This is a genomic window from Methanobacterium sp., assembly GCA_012838205.1.
Lineage (GTDB): Archaea > Methanobacteriota > Methanobacteria > Methanobacteriales > Methanobacteriaceae > Methanobacterium.
The window spans coordinates 1-26,829 of record DUPR01000026.1 but is presented as its reverse complement, the minus strand read 5'-3'; the positions used below and the strand labels follow the sequence as shown (position 1 = coordinate 26,829).

Sequence of the window (26,829 nt, the reverse complement as noted above, 5' to 3'; positions counted from 1 at the left end):
CAATCTAGATGTAATATAGATTATTGTTAAATATTAATTAGATGTAATTTCTAATATATTCATATTCTACAGGGGATTAAAGGTTTTGTATATGAAAAAGAACATTGCAGTTGTTGGTAGTGGCTATTGGGGTAAAAACTTAGTGAGAAATTTCTATGAATTAAATGCCCTGAAAACTATTTGTGATCTGGATGAAAATGTGCTCACAGAGTTCCAATCAAAGTATCCTGGAGTGGAGGTTACACAATCCTTCCAAAAAATTTTGGATGATGACCAGATAGAGGGAATCATCATTGCCACCCCAGCAGCCTTACACTTTAAAATGGCAAAAGAAGCCCTAAATCATGGGAAAGACGTTTTTGTTGAAAAACCTCTCTCACTCCATATTGAGGAGGGGGAGAAGCTGGTAAAAATTGCCAGAGAAAACCAGAAGATATTGATGGTGGGGCATATACTCCATTATCATCCAGCTATAATTAAACTGAAAGAAATGATCAGTCAAGGTGAGTTAGGGAAAATACAGTACATATACTCCAATCGGCTGAATTTAGGCAAATTTCGGACAGAAGAAAACATATTATGGAGCTTCGCACCCCATGATATCTCAGTTATTCTCATGCTACTAGGGGAAATGCCATTGAACTTATCCTGTCATGGGGGAACCTATCTTAATCAAAACATTCCTGATATCACCATGACCACCATGGAATTTCCTGGAGAAGTCAAATCCCATATCCTGGTTAGCTGGCTTCATCCTTATAAAGAACAGAAATTGGTGGTGGTTGGCAGTAAGAAGATGGCTGTTTTCGATGATGTGTCTGTTGAAAAACTATCCTTATATCCCCATAAGATTGAATGGGTTAACCAGATCCCAATACCACATAAGAAAGAACCTGAATTTGTGGAAATTGAAAGTAGCGAACCCTTGAAAGAAGAATGTAAACATTTTTTAAACTGCATCCAAACACGAAGCCAACCCCAAACAGATGGAAATGAGGGTTTAAGAGTTCTAGAGGTTTTGGAAAAATCCCAATTATCATTAGAAAATAATGGCGAAAATATGAGGGTCAGGGAAGAATCCTTCTATGTTCATCCCAGCTGTTATGTTGATCAACCCTGCCAAATTGGTGAGAAGACCAAAATTTGGCATTTTTCACACATCATGTCTGGAGCTAAAATTGGTTCCAGATGCAATATTGGACAAAATGTTATGGTTGCCCCGGAAGTTGTAATTGGGGATAATGTAAAAATTCAAAACAATGTTTCAGTATACACCGGTGTGGAAGTGGAGAGTGATGCATTTTTAGGACCTTCCATGGTTTTCACCAATGTAACTAACCCTCGCAGTTTTATATCACGTAAAAATGAATATAAAAAGACTCTAATAAAAAAAGGAGCCACAATTGGGGCTAATTCAACAATTATTTGTGGTAATGAAATAGGCAAATATGCATTAATCGGTGCTGGCGCTGTTGTTACTAAAGATGTTCCTAACCATGCCATTGTTGTGGGAAATCCAGGTAGAATAACTGGCTGGATCTGCCAGTGCGGTTTGAAATTAAAATTTTCAGATAACCGGGCCATCTGCCAGTGTGGCCAGGAATATGAGAAAACTAATAATAATCAATTGAGGAGAATCCAATGAATATTCCATTACTTGACTTAAAAAGACAGTACCAAACCATCAAAACCGAAGTTGATGCAGCAGTACAAGATACAATCAGTTCACAAAGTTTCATCCTAGGAGACATCGTAGCAGACTTTGAAGAAGAAATAGCAAAGTATTGTGGTGTTAAAAATGCTATCGGAGTTGCCAGTGGAACTGACGCACTTTTACTTTCCATACGGGCTCATAACATTTCAGGAAAGGTTGTAACCTCCCCCTTCACATTTTTCGCCACTGCCGGGGCAATTAGTAATGCAGGAGCAGTTCCCCAATTTGTGGACATTGACCTGGAAACCTACAACATTAGTGCTCCTCAAGTTGAGGAATTCATCAAACAAAACCAGAATATTGAGGGGATCATCCCTATTCACCTTTTTGGTCAAGCAGCGGAAATGGATAAAATAATTAGATTAGCTGAGGAAAACGATATAGTTGTAATAGAAGATGCTGCCCAGGCAATTGGGGCTGATTATAATGGCCAAAAAATAGGATCATTAAAAACAACGTGTTTCAGTTTTTTCCCATCCAAAAATTTGGGCAGTTTTGGTGATGGTGGACTAATAACCACTAACGACGATGAATTAGCTGACAAGATCCGTGTATTAAGGGTGCATGGCTCCCAACCCAAATATTATCATCATGTTATTGGCTATAACAGCCGATTAGATGCAATCCAAGCCGCGGTTTTAAGTGTTAAATTGAAATATTTGGATAAATGGTCCGCCAAAAGAATTGAAAATGCCCAGTTTTACAATAAGCTACTGGGAAATATTGATGGATTAAAAACACCATCCACTCTCCCTAATCAAAAACATGTTTTCAATCAATACACAATAAGAATTGGAAATTCCCGTAGGGATGAGTTACAATCATATTTGAAAGAAAAAGGTGTGAACACCGCAATCTATTATCCTTTACCTCTCCATTTGCAGCCATGTTTTTCATTCCTAAATTATGAAGATGGAGACTTCAAAAATAGTGAACAAGCTTGTCACGAAGTCTTATCCCTCCCTATCTTTCCTGAATTGGAAAAGGAAGAACTGGAATATGTGGCTGACTGTATCTTGGAGTTTTTCGAAAACTAAAGAAGCAAACTTTATTTTTTACTATTTTTTGGTCCCGATTTTTCTTCCCACCAAGTTTTTCAAAACTCCCAAAATATCATAAATGATCTCTTTTTCTTCTTTGTGCAGTGTTTTAAGCCCGAAAGTACAGGAAACATAGACTGCTATCCCCACTAAAACAGCTATAATGATCCGGTGAATGCTCGCTGAGAGAATGAATTGGATTATCAAAGCCATTATAACACTGGATAATATTACTTTCGCTAAGAAAACAGTATCTAATCTATACTTAACTTCTTTCCTGGCCCATAATAAGACGATTACTGATAGAACCAGGTATGAAAGCAGGGTTGCGATAGCTGCTCCGATTATGCCTATTTCAGGTATGAGGATGATGTTTAGGAGAATATTCATGGTACCGCCAATAGCGGTGATGATGGGTATGAATTTAGTTTTTTCCACCAAGGATATGATGAAACTGTTAATCTGGAATATTCCTAGAAATATGTATCCCACTGCCACATAAAATGTTAAAGCACCGCCAATAACGAATTCACTCGTTGTCAGTATTTGTAGCAAGGGCTTTGAAAGCACGTACAATCCAATGGAACCAGGAATTGCAATAAATAAGAATATCTTAGTTGAATACTCTAAATAAAGCCTCACTTTACCTTTTTCATTGTTATCCCAGTATCTTGATACAACTGGGAATAGTACAAAACTTATAGGCATGTAAAAAGCGGTTATAATACTTCCTATGTTGTAGGAGGCTGAATAAATCCCGGCTTGAGATAAACCTAAAAAAAAGGTTATTAAGTATCGGTCACTTAAATTCAGGACCCATAACAGTATTCCATTGGGTATCTGTGGAATACTAAATAAAATAAACTTCTTCAGACTTTCAACATTGGTTTTATTAAAATTTGGTCTTCTAAGGCCAATATCTCTTTTTACAGATATTATCATTATCACCACAAAACCAAAATAGATGAGCAAATATACGCAGATCATCAGTTCCAAGGAAAAACCTAATGTTGCCATAATAATCAAAGACGCAGTCATTAAAGCGTAACTAACCACGTTTATTATGGATAACTCTTTAATCTTTCCCCTCGCCCTTAAATAGGTGAGGATGAAATCGAATAGGGCAGATGTTGCTGCATATAAAAAGGCTAAGATTACAAAGGAACTATAATTTACACTTTCAAAGAGTATTAACGATAGTTGTGTTCTGAAAATAATTGATAAAATTAGGGCAAATAGGGATAGTGAGATAATAATCCACAACATATTGGCAAAAGATTGACTAAGCACATCTTTTCTTTTTTCAGAAGCCAGATATCTTACCACAGCAGTTCCCAAGTGAAGCATCAGAAGGGGTGTTAAAAACCCAACAGTAACGAGTATTTGATTCCACAGACCATATAACTCTGTTCCCAAATTCTTGGTCAGCGCAGGGATGGTGAAAAAAGCTAATAAGTATACAACAACACGGTATAATGATACCCAGCCCACATCACCAGTAAATTTGATATAATCCTTTTTACTGCTATTTTCACTATCCATTTTATCTACCAATATTTTATCTACCAATATTTTATCTACCAATAAGTATCAGTGTAAATGTTATTTAGCCAACATTTGCCTATATTTAATTCTTAAATGTTTTTATGGAATTAAAATTACAAATCCCTAGATTCAAAAAATTACAAATCCCCACATTTTTTTTATTAAAAAATAATCACGGAATTCTATCTGATTATAATACTACCTGTCCTTTAAAGTTAGTCAATGATTTTTATATAACACCCCTTATTGCACTGATAATCCATGGCCCCTCCCTTTGCTTAGAATATGATTCAAGCATAGTTATGGGGTTATACCCTGTTTATGGGATGATTAGCGCCAAGTGAGAGTTAATCTCATAAGTTGCTAGGTTCATTAGATAATAGGTGGGAAACTCCTGACTAATGGTCTAACAAGGGATATAGGATCATATCTTTTTTTTGTTACGTTCAAAAAAAACCATTGTAGCTGAGGAAAAAACAGAATACTTCCTTTATTTGAATGAAAACTACTCGGATAAAAATTTGGAGTTCATGCATCCTTAATAGAGATCATGCATCCTTAATAGATTAACATGCAAAAAATGTAAAACAACCCTTTAAAACATACACTACCTATTAGGGGTGGTTTATCAATAATATTATAAATGGAAATGATGCAAAGATTAAAATTAATGATAAATGGAAATGATGCAAAGATTAAAATTAATGAGAGTGTTGGTGGCAAATTCTAGGTTTGTCCATTATTAAATTATTTTAAAATCAAACCATTTTTTATAAACAATTTTATAGTAAACCATATTTTCTTATTCTAATGTGGAGGGCGAAAATAATATGATTGGAAAAGTTTCAGTAATTGGTGCTGGTAGTCTGGGAACGGCAATCGCCCAACTAGTGTCAAACAATGTTGAAGAAGTCTTTTTACATGCCCGGAGGAAAGAAGTCGTCCAGGACATCCAAAAAAACCACCGTAACCTACAATACTTTCCCAACATCCCACTTTCACCAAAAATCAGAGCCAAGCATGGATATGAATCTAGCATTGATTCCGAGATAATCTTTTTCTGCGTACCCTCCTCTGCAGTACGCAAGGTGGCTTGTGAGGTTAAAGACTTAATAAAACCAGAAACTGTTTTGGTAAGCACTGCTAAGGGAATAGAATACCCTTCCGGGAAAACCATGAGCCAGATCATATATGATGAAACCGGAAAACAGCCAGTAATACTTTCCGGACCTAACTTTGCATCAGAAATTGTTTTAAACCAACCAACAGTGACCACCATAGCATCCACCACCCAAAAGAACCTTGAAAAGGTTAAAAAGGTGTTAACTACTCCTGAATTCCTAGTTGACACGGTTAGTGATGTGGTTGGAACTGAAATGTGCAGTATCCTTAAAAACATCAACGCCATTGCCTATGGAATATGTGAGGGAATGAACCTCAATGAGAACGCCCGATTCGCAGTGCTAAACAAAAGTTTCCAGGAAACCAAAGAGATCGTAAAGGGGTTGGGTGGAAATCCAGACACTGTTGATGGTTATTGTGGACTGGGAGACATGGTACTCACCTCGACCAGTAATCAGAGCAGAAACCATACTTTAGGAATACTGTATGGTCAGAGGATCACTGTGGATGAAAAATCTTCCAGCATCCTCTTTGAAGGGAAAAAATCAGTAATGGCCATAAAAAAGCTGTGCCAAGAAAACAATATAACATGTGACATCTGCCAATTTGCAGATGCAGTTTTGAATCATCAAAAATCACCAGAAATAGCCTTCCAAGAACTCTGGGGGAAAATGATATAATGATAGCCGTAATACTAGCCGCAGGCATGGGAGAAAGACTGATGCCCCTCACCAAAGACATGCCTAAAACACTACTCCAAATAGACCATGAAACCATAATAGAAAAAATGGTCATAAACTGTCTGAACAACGGTATCCGAGAATATGTGGTGGTTGTTGGTCACTTTAAGGAAAAAGTGGCTGATGAATGTGCAAGACTCGCCGCGAAATATGATGTAAGATTTACCATAGTTGAAAATGCTAATTACTTCAAAACCAACACTGGAGTATCAACCCTCTTGGCAATAGAACAACTAAAAAATAAGGATTTCATAATCATCAATGGCGACAATGTTTTTGACCAAAAAATATTGACAAAACTTCTGGAATCAGACTCCACAGCAATGATCATTGACAACTACAAAAAGTTAAATCAAGAATCCTTCAAAATCACCATAGACGGCTCCACCATTAAGGACATGGGTAAACAAATAGACATAAGCACTTCAAGTGGTGAATTCATTGGTATATCTAAGGTTGCTAGGGATGATGTGGAATTATTTGCCAAGATATTAAGCAACCTTACCAGAGAAAACCCCCAACAATATTACGATATTGCCTTTGTGGAACTGAGCCAGAAATCAGAGATTGACTTTGTTTTCACCAACGGCCTTAAATGGACAGAAATTGATGATATTGATGATTTTAACCATGCTAAATCAATTTTTATAGAATAAAGTATAAACCAATTAAAACACTAAAAATTTTCAACTACCTCCCTGAAGTTTAAGATAGCTAAAGGGACTTTTCAAATGGATAATTGGAAAACTTATGAGGTTTAAATAGTTATTGAATCTTTTTAAATGAGATAATTGCAAAGCTAATGGGGTTTAAATAAGTATTGAGAAGATTCTAATAGGATTATTGGAAAGCTTATGAGGTTTAAATATGTATAATGAACTTTCTAAGAAGATAACTGAGAAAAAAGCTAAAATATGTATAGTAGGATTAGGTTATGTTGGCTTGCCAACGGCCATATTCTTTGCTGAGAATGATTTTGACGTGATTGGAGTAGGTATTGACCCTAAAAAGCTTGATATGATTAACCAGGGAATTTCACCCCTGGGTGAGCTTGGTTTAGATGAAAGACTGGAAAAAGTGGTTAAAAAAGGTAAGTTAGTAGCCACCCTTGACTTGCCAGAGGCAACTCGTCAATCTGACATCATCCTGCTCATTGTCCCCACACCAGTAACCAAATCCAAGGACCCGGATCTTTCCCATGTTATGGATGCTGGGAAAAAAGTATCCCGAGGATTGGAAAAGGGCAAACTAGTGGTATTAGAGTCCACAGTATATCCTGGTGTCACTGAAGAAGTACTACAACCCATCCTGGAAGAGTCAGGTTTGAAGGCTGGTGAGGACTTTGGACTGGCCTACTGTCCTGAAAGGTACAATCCAGGGGATGATGCTCACTCCATAGAAAAAGTCGCCCGTGTGGTTGGAGGAATAACTCCAGAATGGGCTGAAATAACCAGAAAATTATACCAATTTATTATTGAGGAAGATATAAAGGTTTTAAGGAATATTAAGACATCTGAAGCTGCTAAAGTTATTGAGAATACTCAGCGTGACTTGAACATTGCCCTGGTTAATGAGCTGGCCATGATCTTTGAGAAGATTGGCATCGATGTTATGGAAGTAATTGAGGGTGCCAGCACGAAATGGAACTTCAACGTCTACTACCCTGGAGGAGGCGTAGGTGGGCACTGCCTACCAGTAGACCCCTACTATCTGGTTAAAAAGGCCAAAGAATTGGGTTACCATTCCAAGGTTATAGCTGCTGGTAGAACCATCAATGATCACATGCCTCAACATGTTTTCGGGCTGCTTGCAGACTCCCTTAACGATAATGAAAAGTCGGTTAAAAACTCTAAGATCGTTGTGCTAGGATTATCCTACAAGGAAAATGTGGGTGATGACCGGGAATCACCATCTGAAGAACTTATCAATGAACTAAAACACTACCAGGCACAAGTCACTATTGTGGATCCCTATATAGAGGAAACACAAGTTTACGGTACTCTGGAAAGTGACCTTTACCAGGCACTGGAAGATGCTGATGCCATGGTCCTCATGACTGCCCACCAGGAATTCAGGGATCTGGACTTCCAAAAAGCCAAAAAATTGATGAAAATCCCTATTATCGTCGATGCCAGGCGAATATATGATCCTGAAAAACTGAGAGAAATGGGTTTCTTCTACAGTGGAGTGGGGGCAGTGAACAAATCCGGCTAAAAATATTCTTCTCACATTCACCCATTTTTTTTTAAAAAACAGATTTTATTTTATGAGATGTTTCTATTTAAAAAAAATCTAGTCTGTTTATTTCTAATAATGATTTGGAAATTCTTTTATTGTAATTATTAACATAACATTTAATCATGTTTTGGTTAATATTTGCCTGGTTAACAGCTCTTTTTGAATCTTTCACCGACGTAGCCAGTAAGAAGAGCTTGAAAAACGTTGGCACCTATATTGTGGCTTTTTTCATCCGATTTTCAGCATTCTTATTTTTAATTCCAGTTCTCGTCCTGGTAATCTTCTTGTGGGGCTTTCCCACTATTGGTTCCCAATTCTGGCTTGCCCTTTTAATTAGTGGATCGCTAAATGTTCTAACCACTGTGCTTTATATGAATGCTTTGAAGCATTCAGATTTATCCATATCAGTACCCATGCTGGCCTTTACACCACTTTTTTTACTGGTAACTTCTCCATTGATTGTTGGAGAATTTCCCACACCCCTAGGATTAGGGGGTATTATTTTGATTGTCCTGGGTTCCTATATTTTGAATATCAAAGAATTCCGGAAAGGATGCTTAGCACCTTTCCAGGCGTTGTTACGAGAAAAGGGTCCTAAGTTAATGTTGATAGTGGCCTTTATATGGAGTATAACCTCTAATTATGATAAAGTAGGTGCTGTGAATTCTTCTCCCATTATATGGGTGGTGGCAGTCAATTTTTTCATTGCTATTTGCCTTTTTCCCATACTATTTGCTCTCAATAAGGATTACATCCCGAAAAAAAGGTCATCCCTCAAAAAAAAGGGGGAATATTGGAAACTAATCAAACAAAACAAGAACATACTCCTTTTCACTGGATTTTTAAGTGCTTTAACTATTATTTTTCAGATCTATGCCATTACCCTAACCTTAGTGGCCTATGTTATTGCCATAAAAAGAACCAGTGTATGTTTCGGTGTTCTATGGGGTCATCTAATATTCCATGAAAAGGGTATGAAGGAAAGATTAACCGGGGCAGTAGTCATGGTTTTAGGAGTGGTTTTAATAGTATTATCCTGAAATCCACTATTTTTCGTAGATCATACCATATTAGGGATGATAACCCTAATTTAAACCCAACCTCCTCTAGTAAAGATAATTTTCTCTAATGGAAGTTAAGTCTTTTTAATGGAAGTTAAGTCTCTCTAATAAAAGTTAAGTCTCTCTAAAAGAAAAATCCCTTTAATAAAAAATAGCCATCCAAAAAGATAATTTGTCCAATTAAAAAAAAAGATTTTATTTAGTACTAAAGGATTCAGTTTACATAAATGATTCAACAACACTTTTTAAGTCTTCTTTGAAGCTTTCACTAGGCTGGTATCCATGTGCCTTTATCTTATCGATATCAGCTAGGGAGTGTTTCACATCACCCACTCGGGGGTCAGTGTATTCTGGTTTAACATCTTTGTCCAATAGTTCGCCCATCATCTCCACCATTTCATTGAGAGTGGTTCTCCTGCCACAAGCCACATTGTAAACCCCTTGCATCTTGGTTTCACATGCCAAAATGTTGGCTTGCACCACATTTTTCACATAGGTGAAGTCTCTACTCTGCTGGCCATCACCATAGATCACTGGTGGTTCTCCCCTTATTATGGCAGTTATGAATTTGGGGATGACTGCAGCGTACTGGGATGCTGGGTCTTGCCGGGGGCCGAAGACATTGAAATATCGTAGTGCTACTGTTGGCAAGCCATAAATGTCGGTGAAGTTTTGACAGTATAATTCGCCAGTAGCCTTGGTGGTGGCGTAGGGTGATTGGGGTTTGAGTGGCATGGTTTCTACCTTAGGGAGTACTGGTGTGTCCCCGTATACTGATGATGAAGATGCAAATACCACTTTTTTCACATCACAATCCCGGGCAGCTATCAGCACCTTCAAGGTACCGGTTATATTTGCTTCATTGGAGCGTAAAGGATCCTTCACACTACGGGGAACACTGGGTAATGCTGCCTGGTGGAACACATAATCTGCACCCTCCATGATTCCATGCAGATCAACACTACCAATACTCCCAAGTGTTAGGCTTATATTATCCATGTCTAAGTTTGCTATGTTCTGGTGTTTTCCTGTAGACTCATTATCAACTATGAAAACCTGGTTATCGGTGTGGAGTTCTTCTACAAGGTGGGATCCTATAAATCCCAGACCACCAGTAACCACTACTTTTTTGTTTTTAATCATTTCACATCTCCAGTTAATGGGGGTGTTGTAAGTTAAGGTAAGTGAAACTATATTTATTTATTATAAGGAAATTTTTTGGTCCTCTAACTTATATAATCTTTCAAATCAACAATCCTTCAAATCAGTAATGTCTTAAGAAAAACTACTAAGAATCAATACAGTAACTATAGGATTATAAATAATAAATATAGAAGGATATTTTAATGTCAAATATTATAGAGGGTAAACATGATCGAGACTCTTAAATCTGTCTTAGTGAATTTTTTAAACAAATTCGTTCCTAAAAATCAGAACCAAATCTTATTTGACAGTCTCCCTGATTTTAGTGATAATGCTAAGGCATTCTATGAATACATTCAAAACAATAATCCAGAGTCCAATCTCAATCCAGTGTGGGTGATATCTGACCACCAGTTACTGGAAACATTATCTGCCAATGGCATCCCTGCCTATGATAAGCACAGTTTCAGCGGGTTTTACCAGTTTTTCAGATCTAAATATATTTTCACAACCAACAACACTTTCCTGGAATTCAAATCATCCCGACAAGTTCTGGTTAACCTATGGCATGGAATGCCCCTGAAAACTATGGGATATGCTGAGGATTCAAAAAACCCCCACATACCCCACCGGAGCCATGATGACAATTACATCCTCATAAGCACCTCTAACCTCATGAAAAATGTTCTCAGCTCCTGTTTTTACATTGATGCCCGGAAAGTGCATGTGACTGGCCAGCCCAGAAATGACCGAATTTTTTCCAAAAAAAAGGGTATTGAAAACCTTACTCGATTAATAGAACAGGAAAACTTGCTGGATAAGGAAGTGAAAGACTACCAGAAAATTGTTCTATTCACACCAACCTGGCGCAACTGGGATGGCAAGGTTGATGGCACACTAAAGCCTGATCTAATGAATTTGGATGATTACCATGATCAGAAATTCAAAGAATACACTCGTGAGAATAAAATACTTTTCATTGTAAAACTCCACCCCTTTGAAGAAGCACACTACTCCCAGATCATAGCTGATAAAGAGGATATGGTTTTAATCACATCAAAAATGTTACAAGACAACCTTATGGATCTTTATGATATTATTGGCGGGGTGGACATCTTAGTCACTGATTATTCTTCCATTTACTTCGATTTTCTACTTTTGGATCGCCCAATCATTTTCATACCAACTGATTTGGCAGAATATGAAAAATCAAGGGGATTCTTATTTGATCCCTACGATTTCTGGGCTCCTGGACCTAAAGTACTTAAATTTCCCGAATTTTTAAGGGAATTAACCCAGTGCCTAGAAGATGAAAATTATTACCAAAATGAAAGAAAGATAGTTAATGATATTGTGAACAAATATCATGATTCAAACTCATCAGAAAGACTATATAACCTCGTTTTTCACCAGTTTAAGTAGTAGCAATGGTCACATAATCTTATTTAAGGTGCAGTGCTTGTATTATATTATTTAACGGTTGTGGTTGGTTGTATTATCTTGTTGAGTGATTGTAAAAAAATGTTTAAATTGTAGGAGTGCTTTTGTAAAGTTTCAGATTAGGTGAATATGGTGGTGGTGTTTTAAAACTCACCAGTGACCAGTTCCACCAAATATTTCGCGTAATCTGTTTTTTTAAGGGTGTCAGCAAGTTTCAGGACTGTTTCTTCATCTATCCAGTTATTGTTATATGCGATCTCTTCTAAACAAGCGACAAAGAATCCTTGCCTCTTCTGGAGAGCTTCAATATAGTTACTGGCCTCCAAAAGACCGATATGGGTTCCAGTGTCCAGCCAGGCCATACCCCTACCTAAAAGTTCCACTTTCAACTGTTTCCTTTTTAGGTATTCCTCATTAACCGAGGTTATCTCCAACTCACCCCTGGGGGAGGGTTGCACATTTTTAGCTATCTCCACTACACTATTATCATAGAAGTACAGTCCAGGTATGGCATAGTTGGATTTGGGATGTTCTGGTTTTTCTTCCAATGATAAAACATTTCCATCATCATCGAATTCTACCACACCAAAGGCATGGGGGTCCCGAACATAATAGCCGAAGATGATCGCCCCTTCCTCGAGAGATGCTGCTCTTTCTAGGATTTCACTGAATCGGTGGCCGTGGAAGATGTTATCCCCCAATACCAGGGCTACTTTATCATCTCCAATGAATTCTTCTCCAACAATGAATGCTTCAGCCAGGCCACGGGGTTCTTCTTGAACAGCGTAAGAGAAGGAAACTCCCAACTGGCTTCCATCCCCCAACAGATCCTGATATAAGGGTAAGTCACGGGGGGTGGAAATAATCAGTATCTCCCTTATACCAGCCAGCATAAGCACAGACAGGGGATAATAGATCATGGGTTTGTCATAGATGGGTAGTAACTGTTTGGAAACTGCCTTGGTTATAGGGTAAAGCCGGGTGCCGGATCCTCCGGCAAGGATAATTCCTTTCATGATTATTAACCTCTCAACCTTTTTTTAATCCTTTTTTCTAAGTAATTTCATTTTTTTTAGGATAGGAATATCTGGTTGCACCCCTTATATGTAATTATGTTTAACAGGAGTATTGGATACTATTTTTCAGTTTTAAATCTAATTTTTATCAACATCACTATTTGAATCTTTTTTAGGGGATAATGTATTGAACTAATTAGAATCAGGCATCATGTAACTAATATAATTGGATTTAATCTATTATAATCATGCCATTTAATTGTGAATATATCTATTTTTTTTAATAATAACTTATTTGTACAAATTACAACATATATTATAAAAGATAAATTTTTCAAAAAAGTGATCTAGTGGGGGCTGCCAATACAGTCCAGAATTCATAGGAAAGCTAAGGTTTAGGTGTTTTAGAACATCTTTTAGAAAATGTTTACTGGAAGCTCTAATATAGGTCTTGGCATACTATCCTTTAAATTGGATTGTTTCACATTTAAGCATTTGAATAGAAGAAAATATGGCTAAATACAAAAAAATAGCTAAAAAAAAACTATACTTAACAAACTACCTAAATATTGTGAATTGGTCTTTGATGAAGTTTATTTGGCATCATCTAGATATGATTTTTTCATAAGCAATTTTTATCAAGAATCCCCACAATACTAAATTATAGATTACCATGAACCATCAAGATCGAGACCCAGAAGAACTTCTCACCCTTCTCCGGGAAAAAGAGGGAAAGCTCCAGAAAACCTTGGAAGAGTTGAGCTACCTAAAATCCATTGTACAGAACTCAGAAGATGCTATAATAGGCATTGACTTAGATGGTACTATAATTTCCTGGAATCCCGGTGCAGAGAAGATCCATGGATTCACTGCTTCTGAGGCAATTGGAAATTCAGTGTCCATGCTCATCCCCCCATACAACACCAATGAGATTTCACTGATTCTGGCTTGGATAAAAAGTGGTGAAAGAGTAGACCATTACGAGACTCTGCGCCGACGAAAAGATGGTACTTTGGTGGACATATCCCTCAGCATCTCTCCGGTCCGGGATCAGGATGGGGAAGTGGTTAGTGTGTCCACGATAGCCCGTGACATCACCCATCATAAGAAAATGGAGCTGAAGATCCAGGAAAGTGAGGAAAAATTCCGTGAAGTTTTCAACAATGCCAATGACGCCATATTCCTCAACCCACTGAAGGTTGGGGGAAATCCTGGTAAGTTTATTGAAGTGAATGATGTGGCATGCCAGCGTCTGGGATATTCTAGGGAAGAGTTGTTGAATATGGGCTTGGAAGACATTGCCAGTGAAGAGGACCCCCATATTTCTGAATCTATTAAGTTAATAACATCTGAAGGGACAGCGACTTTCGAGTCAATCCAGTTAGCCAAGGATTGCACACCAATACCAGTGGAGATCAGCAGCCACCTTTTTGTTCATCGTGGTGAGAGGATGATCCTTTCCATAGCCAGGGACATCACTAGGAGAAAGGAAAACGAGGCAAAACTCCGCAAATCCTTGGAAGAAAAGGAATTATTACTTAAAGAAATTCATCACCGGGTTAAAAACAATCTAAATGTCATATCCAGTCTCCTGAATCTGCAGTCAAAATATATTAAGGACAAGGCGGCACTGGAAGTTTTCAAGGAAAGCCAGCGCAGAGCCCGGTCCATGGCCCTTATCCATAAAATGCTTTACCAGTCAGTTGATCTTAAGTGTATAAACTTCGGAGAGTACATAGAAACTCTTACTGAGGAACTATTCAGAACCTATGCTACTGGAGATAACATTCATCTCAAAATGGATGTTGGTGATATACTTTTAGACACAAACACTGCGGTGCCACTGGGATTAATTGTCAATGAACTGGTTTCCAACAGTCTCAAACATGCTTTCCCTGATAATAGGGTCGGTAGGATTAGTGTTGAGTTTAATAAAAATAATCAATACAATTTTTCAGTGTCTGATAATGGTGTAGGTTTACCTGCAGATTTTGATTATCGTAAGGCTAATTCACTTGGCATGCGTCTGGTGAACACCCTTGTTGATCAGATCCACGCCACAATGATTGTTCATCAGGAAAATGGAACTTGTTTTAAAATCAAATTCAGTGAAGAGAAATTCACGGATATGACTTTATAATTTTTTTTTAATCTTCACACACAAAATATTATATTAATATAACAACAACTACTATTTGTATCTTAATCATCTTTTTAGTCTTTTCACCCGTTTTTTATCCCATAGGGATAGTAAGTAGACTGATAATGCCACCAGCAGAGCCACAATTGTGATGTGGTAATCATCATTGGGTACTAGGTTCAAACTAAATCCCTTCCAGCTGAAAGGATAGAAAAGGTAAATACCATTATCAAGTTGGATTAGGAGTAAGTCCAAAGCAAAATGGGTTAAAATACCCGCTGATAAAAAGGCCATGGCTGTCTTTTTCTCTTCAAATAGCAGGGTTGCAATTCCTGCCATTAAAAAGGCGCCCAGGGGAAGGTGAACTACGTGGATATAGTCCCACCAGTCAAAACCAAATAATTCAAAGAGGATTGATATTTTCACTGCATCAGGGAATACTGATCCTGCCATTACCAGTGCAGTGTTGGCTGGGTTGAATTGAGGATACCTAAATCGCAGGATGCGGCAGAGGGTCCAGGCTACTGCTATATGCACCACCCAGTCTGGCATTTCCTATCGCCTCCTGAATTGGAAACTTTCCAGATCAAAACTCCAGTAAGAGTTAAAGATGTACACCAGCACTATCAGTGCCAGGAAAGAACGAAACAGCAGCCAGATGTAATTTGCATAACTATTGACATTTATCTCCTGCACACTCACCATCTGATTATCAGGTCCTAAAACACCCACCACTGTGATTCTATCCTCAGGGGATAAGGTATGGTTTTTGATTATCGGGTCATTTTTAGGCACTTTCATGGTAACTATATGGCCATGATAGTTCTCCTCAACCAGGATATGGGTGCTGTTGATTTGGGTTACGGTTCCACCTACATTCACCACCTCTCCCAGGGGATAGTCAGACAGGATTGCACCATATGATGGATGTTTGCGATGTTTTTCAAATTCACTGGCATAATGGGTGCACAAACCCGCCAGAATGATTATCAGCATGATCCCAACTACAATACGTTTAGTGGGGGTTTTCAAGTTCAAAGTCCAAACCTCTTTAAATATTGTTATTTGGATTATTATTAATAAAAAAAATAAGGTTCTTCAAGTTTTATTATAGTTAGAATTATTTAATTAGTTCGTACTTGATTCGTGGTTTTAGTTGTTTTTTTTTTATTTCATTGGAATTTCATTATTATCAAAAAAATCAGCACTAAAAAGTAATTGTTGTATTGGTACATAGGAGTAGTTTATTAATTATTCCCTGAATTAGTCTGTAATTATTCCCTGAATTAATTTGTAATCTACTTTTTCATAATTTAGGAGATAATGTAATGTATTGTTTCATGTGGATGTATGAGGAAAATTTTTCTAGGTTTAATATTAAATTTCTTCCAATAAATTTATTCATCAAATTCTCTTGGTATATTTATTCCTTTCAATGCATATTTTGAAAGAAGTTCCCTTGTTGCGGTCCAATTCAATAGTCCCGTTCAGCTGGTTCACAAGGGTTTTCACGAGTTGAAGTCCTAAACTAGGTGAGTTAAGAAAATCAACATCTTCAGGGAACCCAACACCATCATCTTCAACTATTAAAATATATTTTCCCTCCTCTGAGGATTGTTTCAAGGAAATTTGTATTTTGCCTGTTCTATCATCTGGAAACGCATATTTAAGGCTGTTAGAGACCAGTTCATTTATGACCAGGCCCAGGGGGACTGCAGTGTCAATGTTAAAGAAAACATCTCCCACATCCAGGATCAATTCAACACCAGGGTGCACTGAGTAATTATGGAACATGCTGGTGGTTAAACTCCGAATATATTCGGCAGCATTGATCTGGGCAAGATCATCAGCTTGATAAAGTTTTTCATGCACCAGGGCCATGGATTTAACTCTACTCTGACTATCCTTCAGGATATTCTCTATTTCCTCATCTTCAATAAAGCTACTCTGCAAGTTCAGGAGGCTGGAGATGATCTGCATGTTATTTTTTACCCGATGATGTATCTCCTGTAATAAAAGTTCCTTCTCCTTCAACGAGTTTTTAATAGCTTGTTCTGATTTTTTCCGGTCGGTAATATCTAAAAGAGACACTACACTGCTAGTGGTGCCAGGAATTAGTGAAGCATATAGCATGATCTGTCTTTCATTCTGGTTATTGTCAATTAGCCTAAACTCGTATGCAGATGGAACTTGTTTTTCATCAGTTCTACGCATTTGATGGTATTTTTTCAGCCTTTCCAGGTCATCAGGATGCACAAACCTTGTCCATGTCATTTTATTTTCAATTTCATCCCGATTATAACCTATGAACTCTTCTGATGTCTTATTGGCCATTTTTATTAGTCTGTCCTCTCCAATAATAATCGTCGCAGTTCCCGTACTTTCAAATATGGTCCGATAGTATGCTTCAGATTTTCTAAGGGCTTTTTCAGCCTCTTTCAGTTTTGTCTGGTCAATAACAGTGCAAACTGCTCCGTTGAAGCTACCATTGTATATTTGAGGAAGGATCCAGCCACTATGATAACTTTTCTTTCCAGTGGTGATGGGCACTGGTATGGAATCATAATGGACCGGGGTCAGTGTCTCTTTGGCTTTAGTGTAATACTTCTCCAGAACATTGCTTATCTCTGGAGGTATATCTTTCAAAATATTAACCCCTCTCATATCTTCAGTTTTAACTCCTGTAATCTTTTCCATCCCTCTGTTTGTGTAATATAGGTGGTCATTTTTATCAGTAACCCATATTCCCTCATTTATTCCTTCGACTATTTCTTCATAGAATTTTTGGATTTTGAAAAGTTCCTCTTGGGATTTTTGCCTCTCTGAATCTATTTTATTTAGCATTTTTGCATTCCATATGATAATTCCAGTTAAAAATGCCATGGTAGTAACTATTGTTAAAACACGACCAAATTCGTCACTAAATAAGGCGGATTGATTCCCAAGGTTGATCAAAATTCCAATGATAAAAACTGCTCCCAAGTTCACGGGTAATAATTGTCTGGCCATGTAACCTCCATTATTTTGGGCGGTTATTCTTCCCATGTAGGATTTGTCAGGGAAGAGGCAGAGAATACCTACAGAAAAACAGATATGTATTAAGGAGGATAGCATTGCCATCTGCACTACTAGATCGATGAGGTAATTATCACTTCTCCCAACCAAATAGGCAGATAGGCCTAATAAGGCAATGAATCCATAAATTAATGCAATGATTTGAATTAGACGAATTTTATATTTGTAACTTGACATCAAAAGTGCGAATCCAATTATCATCAGATTGATGCTGCTTAAAACTCTACTTTTCGCCACTGTGGAGGTCATAAAGGGATGTAAGTTTGGAAGAATAATATTTAAACCAGAAACAAATTCAATAAAGGTTAATGCACTCCAAACAATAATAATGGATGACAATACTCGGATGATGGCTAGTTTTTTGGAATCTTCTTCACAATTAAGAAGATACAAGCTGACACCAGCCATAATGAATAAAATTGCTGTATACAATTTAGTGCCAGGAGAACCAAAAAATTCTCCCCGAATAAGTGGTATGTTTAAAACCCATCCCAGTACACATGAAATTCCCATTAAAACAACAATTAATGCCAAGGCCTTTGAATATTTTTTAAATCTTGATAGACGATTAATATATTTTACATGCTGCTTTTTATCATATTCCACGGGGATGTGTGCTGATATATTTTCAATTTCCTGCACTTCTTTCTTCATTGACATAAACCCCACTAGAACACAGAGTGATCTAGAATCATTAAAGGAACACACACTTAACTGAACATACACTTAACTAGTATTATTATTTTTGCTTCATATTTATTTTTTTTTAAGCCCCAACTATAATCCTAGTTCCGACTAATTATGTTATTTAGTCTTACAACATGAATTTTGCCCGGTTTGAACTTAATCTATTGATTTAACTTTTTTATTACTTTCTAATATTTCCCTAATCTTTTCCAGATCAATAATCTCTTTAGGGAGTATACAAATCATGGTTATTATTGAAAATAAGTATAGGCCAATATTTTTTATTTCAAGTTTGTAGAAGCTTTAAAATTGTTTTGCAGTTTAATTTATAAAGATTTATAAACTTTAAGTTCTAATATTAATTTGGTGTTTATAATGGAGAAAACATTAGAAAATCTTACTAAGGCTTTTATAGGCGAAAGCCAGGCCAGAAACCGCTACACCTTATATGCTAAGCAGGCAAAAAAGGACGGTTACCCAAAACTTTCTGAAATATTCCTAGAAACTGCTGAACATGAACGTGAACATGCAAAATGGTTGTTCAGGCTCATCCAGGAACTTAAAGAAAAAAGTGGCCAAGACCTTGAAGAGATTCATGTGGAGGCAGATGCGCCATTAACCCTGGGAAACACCGTAGAAAACCTTAAAGCCGCCATAGCAGGTGAACACTACGAAAATACAGAAATGTATCCTGAATTTGCAGAAGTGGCCACTCAGGAAGGTTTGAAAGATATTGCTCAGAGGTTACGGTCCATTGGAAAAGCAGAAGTCCATCATGAGCAAAGATACACCAAACTCCTGGAACAAGTGGAAGCAGGCACCCTCTTTAAAAAGGATGAACCAGTCACTTGGACTTGTATGAAATGTGGATACACTGTCACTGGACAAAACCCACCAGAAAAGTGTCCGGCTTGCGATCACCCTACCAAATATTACTTCATACTATGTGAAGAGTATTAAATTCCATCATTTTTTTTTAAAAATTTATTCTAATATATTATAGGAGACTATACATATAGTATGATTCCATTTGAGGTATAACAATGACCGAAAAAAAAGAAGTATATCGTTGTAATGTCTGTGGTAACATTGTAACTTTACTATGCACTGGACCCGGAGAACTAGTTTGCTGCAAAGTGCCAATGGAGCTTATAAATGCTGAACAGAAAGATGTTGGTCCTGAAAAACACATTCCTGTAATTGAAAAGTCTGAAAATGGAGTGAAAGTTAAAGTGGGTGAAGTTCCCCACCCAATGGAAGAAGAACATCATATTTTGTGGGTTGAGCTTTCCACTCCTGATCAATTATACATTCAGTTTTTAGGGCCTGATGATCTTCCAGAAGCTGAATTTCCAGTAAATTTAACTGACGAAAAAGAGGTAACCGCAAAAAGTTACTGTAATATCCATGGGTTTTGGAAATCTTAATCCTCCCTGGATTTTATTAAATAATGAACCCCTCCGCTGAGTTTATAGTCTTAACGGCTGATCTTATAGTTTTAAAAAATTTTTCATCCACAATTTTTGGAATAAGTGGGTTGTAGGATTTTACCAAGAAAAAACTCTATATTTTTTTTTTAGTAGTAGAATACTTTATTTTAGATGAAGCTTAATTTACTATACCCTCGGTTAATTTAATAATCGATAACAAATAACCTACTAGTAGTGTAGAATATCTAGATAGTATTAGTTGTGGGTGTCATATGCGTAAAGTAATCATTTCCTTGGTACTAATAATTTTGGCGGTGTCTTTATCCGGATGTCTGGATACACAAGTGGCCCAGATCGACCACCTATCAGGAGTAATCCGTGAACACATTCAAGCTGGTGATAATTATTTCAATAATGCAGCAATTAACACCAATAAATACCGTTATTATGAAGCGCAGAAACAGTGCAATGATGCCAACACGCAGTATAACTTGGCGAAAACATCGGCACAGGAAGCTTTAATCTACAGTCGGAATATTCAAGATGAGATTTACATCAATTATATGGAACTAACCCTACAGGAATTAGATGCTAAAATTAATGCTACCACTGAACTAAAAATGGCAATTCCCCTTTTCAAGGGCAACGACACCACTTCAGCTAATGAACATGTTGATCTGGCTAATCAATACATGCGATCATCCCAGGAGTTTAAAATACAAAAACAGAATATAGTAAAACAAAATCCCAATAAATTCAAGAAGTAAGCACATCACAATATTTTTTGGTGGGTTTACACAATTTCAGGGGATAACTACTGTTTACAAAAATATTTAATCATACTATCTATTTTTCATGAGGTTAAAAATGAAGAAAACTTGTTCAAACTGCAAAGGTAAAGGACGTACTGTGGTTAGTTATAAAATATGTGAAACATGCCATGGAACTGGAGTCACTGGCCAAGTTGATGTAAAAAAACATCTGAAAGGACTTTCAGGAAGTGCCAGAGAACGTTTTCAACTGGATGAGGATCATGAAGTGCCCTGTTCAGTATGTAATGGAAAAGGCGAAGTTGAAGTTACCGAAGAATGTCCGGAATGTCAGGGCAAAGGTGAACTTAACTTGTGCACTCAGTGTGGGCGTCCAATAACCAAAGGAGATTACTGTGAAGAATGCCAGGATAAGCAGTTAAAACCCCGAGTCTATCAGTTGCACCCTGCATCTGAACTCAGGGACTTGGAAATAGGGGAACATTACAAGGGGAAAATCACCAGGGTTGAGGATTATGGGGTGTTTGTTAGTCTGTCTAAGAAGTTATTCGGACTTCTTCGCCTGAGAAACCCTCCCTACAATGTGGGGGATGAATTGTTTGTCCAAGTAACTGAGATCAAGCACCATAGGGGAGAGGTGGACTTGTCACCAGCCTCCATCAAGGGGGCCTATGAATTGGTTAAACTCAAAAAAGACATGCCAAGAACCACAATTTCGGACATCACCCCTCATATGAAGGGCCGGAATATTAGGGTGGTCGGTGAAGTCATCCAGATCCAGCAGACTAGTGGACCTACCATATTCACAGTCTCTGATGAAACAAGCATCACCTGGGCTGCTGCTTTCGACGAACCTGGAGTACGTGTATATCCCAATATTAATGTGGGGAATATTGTTGAGGTTCTGGGCGAAGTATCCCTCCATGGGGGTAAGATTCAGATTGAATCAGAATCCATTGAACGTCTTCACGGAACAGAAGCTACTGAAGCCCGGAAATTAATAGATGAAGCACTTGATAGGCGTGCAGAACCAGAAAATGTCGAGCTAATCCAGGAATCACCCATACTGCAGAAACTCCAGCCTAGACTCTGTGCAGCTGCTAAAGCCATTCGGAGGGCTGTACTGGATGGTAGGAGTATTTTAGTACGCCATCATGCTGATGCGGATGGGATTTGTGCTGGTGTTGCTGTCGAAAAGGCAGTGATCCCATTATTACAGGAGATTAACCCGGCTAATGATGCGGAATGGCATTATTTCAAACGTTCTCCCAGCAAGGCACCATTTTATGAAATAGAAGATGTGGTTAAAGACCTGAGTTTTGCACTGGAGGATTTTGAACGACATGGGCAGAAATTACCTCTGATTGTGCTTTTGGATAATGGTTCAACTGAGGAGGATCTACTTGCACTTTTAAAGGTGAAGATATATGACTTGGAAGTGGTGGTGGTTGATCATCACTACCCTGGAGAATTGATTGATGGTAAGGTGGTGGTTGATGATTATGTGGATGTTCATGTGAACCCCTATCTGGAGGGGGGTGACAGCCAAGTTACTGCCGGTGCACTGGCAGTGGAACTGGCCCAGATGATTAACCCTGAGGTTAAGGACCGCCTTTTACATCTGCCTGGAATTGCAGCAGTGGGGGATCATGCCAGTTCACCTGAAGCTCAATGGTACATTAATCTTGCTAAGGAAAAAGGCTATGATGCTGATGATTTGGAGAAAATTGCCACTGCCATTGATTTTGAAGCGTTTTTCCTCCGATTCATGAATGGTAGGGGTATAATGGACACTATTCTGGGATTAGGGAACCGGGAAAAACACATTAAACTGGTGGATGCATTGTATGCCGAGTCTGAAAGACGTGTGCAGTGGCAACTAGCAGCAGCTATGCCTAATCTTAAGACTCAGGAATTTCCTAATGGGATTATTTTCAATGTATTGGATGTTGAAAAATATGCCCATAAATTTACCTACCCTGCTCCGGGTAAGACTTGTGGCTTTGTTCATGACCAAGTAGTACAAAAACATGGCGAACAAACACCCATTATAACATTGGCTTATGGCCCTGATTTTGGAGTTATTAGGGCCACTGACGCAGTGAACGAGATTTTTGGATTTAACCTTAACACCATTGTCTCGCAGTTAATGGAGGAGATACCTGAAGCAGGTATAGATGGTGGAGGTCATGAATGTGCGGGTAGTCTTAAATTTGTGGAAGGATTATCCAAAAAAGTGCTGCAGAACTTTGCAGGAAAGGTAGCTGGGCTTAAATCAGTGTAAATCTTGGTCAGCACCTATTTCCTTTTTATATTCACAAATGGGTTTAACTCACTTTTTTTTATCTGCCAGTCTAGATTCTAGTTTATGATGTTTTCTACTTATAATGCTTGAGTTATCTGTAAGGGATTTTTGATTTTGTAAATGGGTTTGAATTCACTTTCATTTCCTTTGAGGTAGCTACATTCTAACAATTCATTCAATTTATATAACAATATTCTTATCAGCCAATAATATTGGTATTATTTCTACGGAGATGGTTCAGACTATGTATAATACGATAATTTTTCAAGGCCAAAATTTTTGTTTTTCTCTCACCCAAATGTATTTTTGTGATGATAATCACGAAAAGTTTAAAAACTTTTAAATTATTGTGAACTATCATTTTATCCTATATAACAATTGAAACATATTACAACATGTTACAAACTCTAAAAAAGCACGTTAATAACCGAGACGAGTCAAAAACGCAGGGGATGAATTAATGACTAAAAAAAATGAAAAATTATCAAGTGGAATAAAAGGATTTGATGAGATTTTAATGGGCGGATTTGTTCCCCAGAGGTCCTACCTTTTAAGAGGACTTCCAGGAACTGGAAAAACTGGTATTGGAATGCACTTCCTTTCTGAAGGAGTTAAACAAGGGGAAACAGTGCTGTTCATAAACATGGGTGAACCCACCGACCAAGTGATGGAAAATGCCAGGGGCATGGGCTTTAACACTGAAGGTATTAATTTCCTGGATTTAAGTCCTGATGAAGATTTTTTCGCCAACATGGAGGCTTATGACATTTTTTCACCGGCAGAAGTGGAACGAGAGTCAACAACCTCAGAGATAATCAAAAAAATGGACGAACTCAAACCAACAAGAGTATTTGTGGATCCCATCACCCAGTTCAGATACCTAGCCAATGATGAATTCCAGTTCAGAAAACAAACACTATCCTTTCTACGTTTCTTAACAGATAAGGGAGCCACAGTCCTATTCACATCAGAATTCAGTGACCAGGAACCAGATGATGATCTTCAGTTCATGTGTGATGGAATCATCAACCTAGAATTCTTTGCAGAAGGCCGAAGTATTGCTCTCAGCAAGTACCGAGGTTCTGGGTTCCGTTTCGGTGAACACTCAATGAGAATCACCCCTAAGGGGGTTAAAATTTACCCACGCCTGCGGCCAATGCTTCGTGAAAAAGAATACATACATGAAACCATCTCATCAGGAGTTCCAGAAATGGATGAAATCCTCCATGGAGGTATTGAAAGAGGAACTGCCACCATTATCAGTGGCCCCAGTGGAGTGGGTAAAACCACACTTGGAATCCAGTTCATGAAGGAAGCAGCAGGCAGGGGTGAGCGTTCAGTAGTTTACACCTTCGAAGAAAGTGAAGAAAGCCTAATTAACCGATGTGAATCCATCAACATACCAGTTAGGAGTATGATTAATACTGGAATGCTCTCAGTAGTTCAAGTAGAGCCTTTAAGATACTCCCCTGAGGAATTCGCACAACTCGTGCGAAAAGAAGTGGATGATAACCAGTCCAAGATTGTGATGATTGACAGCACCTCTGGTTATAAACTTTCCCTTCGTGGAGAAGATCCAGTTAGCCACCTCCACTCCCTATCCAAATACATGACCCGATCCGGAGTCACGGTTATTCTAATTAACGAAGTGGAAGAAGTTAGTGGAGGTCTTAAAATAACTGAAATAGGCATAAGCTACCTTGCAGACAATATAATATTCCTCCGATACTTTGAAAAAGATGGAGAACTAAGAAAAGCCATTGGAGTATTGAAAAAACGTTTAAGTGACTTTGAAAAAGGTCTTAGAGAAGTTCAAATCACCAAATACGGTATACGTGTTTGCGAGCCATTATCCGACATCTATGGGATTTTAAGCGGCACACCTAAAATAGAAGACCATGTGGAGAAATAAATCCACCCCAACTGGAGGAGGAAAATGTCAAGCGAATCATCAAAAAATAAACCTTTAATTTTTTCTTTAAGTAGGAATAAACGTAACAATGACATTTTAGTGAAAATTTTAGGATAACAGGGCTACGAAGTTGCCGGATGCACCGACCCAGTAGGGATGGTTTCAGATGCTAAAAACAGAGAAAAAGTGAACCTGGTCATCATGGATATATCTGGTTTTAATCAGAATATATGGAAATCTTGTGAAGACTTGCGACTTTTGGATATCCCATTCCTGGTTCTCAGCCCACAACAACACAGAGTTATTGAAGAACAAGGTATGAAACAAGGTGCAAAAAGGGTGTTGGTCAAACCGTTAGTGATTAAAGAACTTTTATACTTGGTAAAGAGTTTGGTAGAAAATTCAAACTAAAAACAGGTGGATGTAATGGAAACCATACTAATATCCATGGTTAACCGACAAAATAGTCAAATGGTAGGAGATCTGTTGGGATCTGACTATCACATAATTTATGACAAATCAGAACTTAATGAAAATTCCAATCTAAATTTAAGTCTAATAATCATGGATCTTCCATCATGGTCACCTCATAGAGAAGAATTGAAGTCTAAAAAAGAAAAAGAAAAACCATTATTCTTACCCTACCTTTTGGTTGCATCTGCTAATGATTTGAAAGTAGTTCAAGGAGTTTGGGACAGTTTTGACGAAGTTATAAGTCCACCTATAACTAAGATGATCCTCCAATCCCGGGTTCGGGTTTTACTGCAAACACGTCGCCTTTCAGTTCAAGTTAACCAGTTACTGAAAGATAAAGAAATGCTAATGAAAGAGATACACCATCGGGTGAAAAACAACTTAATGGTTATATCCAGTCTCCTTAGTTTGCAGTCAAAGTATATTGAGGATGAAGAATCCAAAGAACTATTCAAAGAAAGTCAGAACCGTGCACAGTCCATGGCTCTAATTCACGAACGATTATACCGTTCCATAGACATGAAAAGCATAGATTTTGCAGATTACATCCGCACTCTCACCAGGGATCTTTTCGAAACCTACTCCACCCAACTAGGCAGAATCGAGCTTAAGATGGATGTAGAGGATGTGGAGATTGACATTGATAATGTAGTACCCTTAGGATTAATTATCAATGAAATGGTAACCAACAGTCTAAAATATGCTTTCCCAGATGAAAGAAAAGGATCCATCAGCATAAGTTTCCATAAAAAGAAAGATGAATACCAGTTGGAGGTTAGTGATGATGGTATTGGCATCCCCCAAGATTTTGAATTGGAAAAAAGTGACAGTTTGGGTATGATGCTCATAAACAGTCTCACCTATCAAATTGGAGGTGAACTGGAGCTTCAACGCAGCCCAGGAACCACATTCCGCATTAAATTTAAGGATCCAGAATTCAGTTAACTACATTTTTTTAAGGGGTTTGTATTTTTTTT

At 37.8% G+C, this 26,829-nt stretch carries 21 protein-coding genes; 15 read left to right on the top strand and 6 right to left on the bottom strand.

Annotated features, from left to right (window positions below):
• Positions 1-91: 91 nt before the first annotated feature.
• A complete protein-coding gene (locus tag GXZ72_04090) occupies positions 92-1,645 on the top strand; it encodes a Gfo/Idh/MocA family oxidoreductase (GenBank protein HHT18719.1) in 1,554 nt (517 codons plus the stop codon).
• Complete coding sequence (locus GXZ72_04085; GenBank protein HHT18718.1) at positions 1,642-2,751, top strand: DegT/DnrJ/EryC1/StrS family aminotransferase; 1,110 nt, start codon at positions 1,642-1,644, stop codon at positions 2,749-2,751. Before GXZ72_04090 ends, GXZ72_04085 begins: the two co-directional genes overlap by 4 nt.
• 21 nt (positions 2,752-2,772) lie before the next feature.
• Here GXZ72_04085 and GXZ72_04080 read toward each other — a convergent pair whose 3' ends face one another.
• Positions 2,773-4,296: a flippase gene (locus GXZ72_04080; protein ID HHT18717.1), complete on the bottom strand. Its 1,524-nt coding sequence runs from the start codon at positions 4,294-4,296 to the stop codon at positions 2,773-2,775.
• A gap of 833 nt (positions 4,297-5,129) precedes the next feature.
• Between GXZ72_04080 and GXZ72_04075 the strand changes: the two genes are divergently transcribed.
• From GXZ72_04075 to GXZ72_04060, 4 genes are all read left to right on the top strand, one after another.
• A complete protein-coding gene (locus tag GXZ72_04075) occupies positions 5,130-6,101 on the top strand; it encodes an NAD(P)H-dependent glycerol-3-phosphate dehydrogenase (protein ID HHT18716.1) in 972 nt (323 codons plus the stop codon).
• Positions 6,101-6,817 (top strand): phosphocholine cytidylyltransferase family protein, encoded by a 717-nt coding sequence (locus GXZ72_04070; GenBank protein ID HHT18715.1) that lies wholly within the window; start codon positions 6,101-6,103, stop codon positions 6,815-6,817. Before GXZ72_04075 ends, GXZ72_04070 begins: the two co-directional genes overlap by 1 nt.
• A gap of 211 nt (positions 6,818-7,028) precedes the next feature.
• Complete coding sequence (locus GXZ72_04065) at positions 7,029-8,375, top strand: nucleotide sugar dehydrogenase (protein ID HHT18714.1); 1,347 nt, start codon at positions 7,029-7,031, stop codon at positions 8,373-8,375.
• Positions 8,376-8,521: 146 nt separating this feature from the next.
• Positions 8,522-9,439 carry an EamA family transporter gene (locus tag GXZ72_04060; protein HHT18713.1) on the top strand — a complete coding sequence of 306 codons (918 nt, stop codon included), beginning with the start codon at positions 8,522-8,524 and terminating at the stop codon, positions 9,437-9,439.
• A gap of 240 nt (positions 9,440-9,679) precedes the next feature.
• Here the strand turns inward: GXZ72_04060 and GXZ72_04055 are convergent, their stop codons facing one another.
• Complete coding sequence (locus GXZ72_04055; protein HHT18712.1) at positions 9,680-10,603, bottom strand: SDR family oxidoreductase; 924 nt, start codon at positions 10,601-10,603, stop codon at positions 9,680-9,682.
• 228 nt (positions 10,604-10,831) lie between these two features.
• Between GXZ72_04055 and GXZ72_04050 the strand changes: the two genes are divergently transcribed.
• Entirely contained in the window at positions 10,832-12,025 is a 1,194-nt protein-coding gene (locus GXZ72_04050) for a CDP-glycerol glycerophosphotransferase family protein (protein ID HHT18711.1), read from the top strand.
• Positions 12,026-12,186: 161 nt separating this feature from the next.
• Here GXZ72_04050 and rfbA read toward each other — a convergent pair whose 3' ends face one another.
• The gene (rfbA, locus tag GXZ72_04045) at positions 12,187-13,059 is read right to left on the bottom strand and encodes a glucose-1-phosphate thymidylyltransferase RfbA (GenBank protein ID HHT18710.1); all 873 of its coding nucleotides are present in this window, start codon (positions 13,057-13,059) and stop codon (positions 12,187-12,189) included.
• Between the two features lie 673 nt (positions 13,060-13,732).
• Between rfbA and GXZ72_04040 the strand changes: the two genes are divergently transcribed.
• The gene (locus GXZ72_04040; GenBank protein HHT18709.1) at positions 13,733-15,199 is read left to right on the top strand and encodes a PAS domain S-box protein; all 1,467 of its coding nucleotides are present in this window, start codon (positions 13,733-13,735) and stop codon (positions 15,197-15,199) included.
• 66 nt (positions 15,200-15,265) lie between these two features.
• Here GXZ72_04040 and GXZ72_04035 read toward each other — a convergent pair whose 3' ends face one another.
• The 3 genes from GXZ72_04035 to GXZ72_04025 all read right to left on the bottom strand — a co-directional run bounded on the left by GXZ72_04035 (position 15,266) and on the right by GXZ72_04025 (position 18,928).
• A complete protein-coding gene (locus GXZ72_04035) occupies positions 15,266-15,751 on the bottom strand; it encodes a hypothetical protein (protein HHT18708.1) in 486 nt (161 codons plus the stop codon).
• Positions 15,752-15,754: 3 nt separating this feature from the next.
• Positions 15,755-16,237: a hypothetical protein gene (locus GXZ72_04030; GenBank protein HHT18707.1), complete on the bottom strand. Its 483-nt coding sequence runs from the start codon at positions 16,235-16,237 to the stop codon at positions 15,755-15,757.
• A gap of 366 nt (positions 16,238-16,603) precedes the next feature.
• Positions 16,604-18,928 carry a PAS domain S-box protein gene (locus GXZ72_04025; protein HHT18706.1) on the bottom strand — a complete coding sequence of 775 codons (2,325 nt, stop codon included), beginning with the start codon at positions 18,926-18,928 and terminating at the stop codon, positions 16,604-16,606.
• Between the two features lie 408 nt (positions 18,929-19,336).
• On the opposite strand from GXZ72_04025, the gene GXZ72_04020 reads away from it, so the two are divergent.
• From GXZ72_04020 to GXZ72_03990, 7 genes are all read left to right on the top strand, one after another.
• Entirely contained in the window at positions 19,337-19,921 is a 585-nt protein-coding gene (locus GXZ72_04020; GenBank protein HHT18705.1) for a rubrerythrin family protein, read from the top strand.
• An 83-nt stretch (positions 19,922-20,004) separates the two neighbouring features.
• The gene (locus tag GXZ72_04015; protein HHT18704.1) at positions 20,005-20,388 is read left to right on the top strand and encodes a desulfoferrodoxin; all 384 of its coding nucleotides are present in this window, start codon (positions 20,005-20,007) and stop codon (positions 20,386-20,388) included.
• Between the two features lie 275 nt (positions 20,389-20,663).
• Entirely contained in the window at positions 20,664-21,158 is a 495-nt protein-coding gene (locus GXZ72_04010) for a hypothetical protein (GenBank protein ID HHT18703.1), read from the top strand.
• 100 nt (positions 21,159-21,258) lie between these two features.
• Positions 21,259-23,445: a DHH family phosphoesterase gene (locus tag GXZ72_04005; GenBank protein HHT18702.1), complete on the top strand. Its 2,187-nt coding sequence runs from the start codon at positions 21,259-21,261 to the stop codon at positions 23,443-23,445.
• Between the two features lie 481 nt (positions 23,446-23,926).
• The gene (locus GXZ72_04000; protein ID HHT18701.1) at positions 23,927-25,378 is read left to right on the top strand and encodes a recombinase RecA; all 1,452 of its coding nucleotides are present in this window, start codon (positions 23,927-23,929) and stop codon (positions 25,376-25,378) included.
• Between the two features lie 156 nt (positions 25,379-25,534).
• On the top strand, positions 25,535-25,789 hold the full coding sequence (locus GXZ72_03995) for a hypothetical protein (protein HHT18700.1): 255 nt from the start codon (positions 25,535-25,537) through the stop codon (positions 25,787-25,789).
• 15 nt (positions 25,790-25,804) lie between these two features.
• Positions 25,805-26,797, top strand: coding sequence for a sensor histidine kinase (locus GXZ72_03990; protein HHT18699.1), 993 nt, complete (start codon positions 25,805-25,807; stop codon positions 26,795-26,797).
• The last annotated feature ends 32 nt before the right edge of the window (positions 26,798-26,829 follow it).

What these genes read in the sequence shown, in the direction of transcription:
- GXZ72_04070 (HHT18715.1), top strand. Translation starts at nt 6,101, where the DNA reads ATGATAGCCGTAATACTAGCCGCAGGCATGGGAGAAAGACTGATGCCC.
- GXZ72_04075 (HHT18716.1), top strand. Translation starts at nt 5,130, where the DNA reads ATGATTGGAAAAGTTTCAGTAATTGGTGCTGGTAGTCTGGGAACGGCA.
- GXZ72_04040 (HHT18709.1), top strand. Translation starts at nt 13,733, where the DNA reads ATGAACCATCAAGATCGAGACCCAGAAGAACTTCTCACCCTTCTCCGG.
- GXZ72_03990 (HHT18699.1), top strand. Translation starts at nt 25,805, where the DNA reads ATGGAAACCATACTAATATCCATGGTTAACCGACAAAATAGTCAAATG.
- GXZ72_04010 (HHT18703.1), top strand. Translation starts at nt 20,664, where the DNA reads ATGCGTAAAGTAATCATTTCCTTGGTACTAATAATTTTGGCGGTGTCT.
- GXZ72_04005 (HHT18702.1), top strand. Translation starts at nt 21,259, where the DNA reads ATGAAGAAAACTTGTTCAAACTGCAAAGGTAAAGGACGTACTGTGGTT.
- GXZ72_04035 (HHT18708.1), bottom strand. Translation starts at nt 15,751, where the DNA reads ATGCCAGACTGGGTGGTGCATATAGCAGTAGCCTGGACCCTCTGCCGC.
- GXZ72_04090 (HHT18719.1), top strand. Translation starts at nt 92, where the DNA reads ATGAAAAAGAACATTGCAGTTGTTGGTAGTGGCTATTGGGGTAAAAAC.
- rfbA (HHT18710.1), bottom strand. Translation starts at nt 13,059, where the DNA reads ATGAAAGGAATTATCCTTGCCGGAGGATCCGGCACCCGGCTTTACCCT.
- GXZ72_04065 (HHT18714.1), top strand. Translation starts at nt 7,029, where the DNA reads ATGTATAATGAACTTTCTAAGAAGATAACTGAGAAAAAAGCTAAAATA.
- GXZ72_04050 (HHT18711.1), top strand. Translation starts at nt 10,832, where the DNA reads ATGATCGAGACTCTTAAATCTGTCTTAGTGAATTTTTTAAACAAATTC.
- GXZ72_04020 (HHT18705.1), top strand. Translation starts at nt 19,337, where the DNA reads ATGGAGAAAACATTAGAAAATCTTACTAAGGCTTTTATAGGCGAAAGC.
- GXZ72_03995 (HHT18700.1), top strand. Translation starts at nt 25,535, where the DNA reads ATGGTTTCAGATGCTAAAAACAGAGAAAAAGTGAACCTGGTCATCATG.
- GXZ72_04080 (HHT18717.1), bottom strand. Translation starts at nt 4,296, where the DNA reads ATGGATAGTGAAAATAGCAGTAAAAAGGATTATATCAAATTTACTGGT.
- GXZ72_04000 (HHT18701.1), top strand. Translation starts at nt 23,927, where the DNA reads ATGACTAAAAAAAATGAAAAATTATCAAGTGGAATAAAAGGATTTGAT.
- GXZ72_04015 (HHT18704.1), top strand. Translation starts at nt 20,005, where the DNA reads ATGACCGAAAAAAAAGAAGTATATCGTTGTAATGTCTGTGGTAACATT.
- GXZ72_04060 (HHT18713.1), top strand. Translation starts at nt 8,522, where the DNA reads ATGTTTTGGTTAATATTTGCCTGGTTAACAGCTCTTTTTGAATCTTTC.
- GXZ72_04085 (HHT18718.1), top strand. Translation starts at nt 1,642, where the DNA reads ATGAATATTCCATTACTTGACTTAAAAAGACAGTACCAAACCATCAAA.
- GXZ72_04055 (HHT18712.1), bottom strand. Translation starts at nt 10,603, where the DNA reads ATGATTAAAAACAAAAAAGTAGTGGTTACTGGTGGTCTGGGATTTATA.
- GXZ72_04025 (HHT18706.1), bottom strand. Translation starts at nt 18,928, where the DNA reads ATGAAGAAAGAAGTGCAGGAAATTGAAAATATATCAGCACACATCCCC.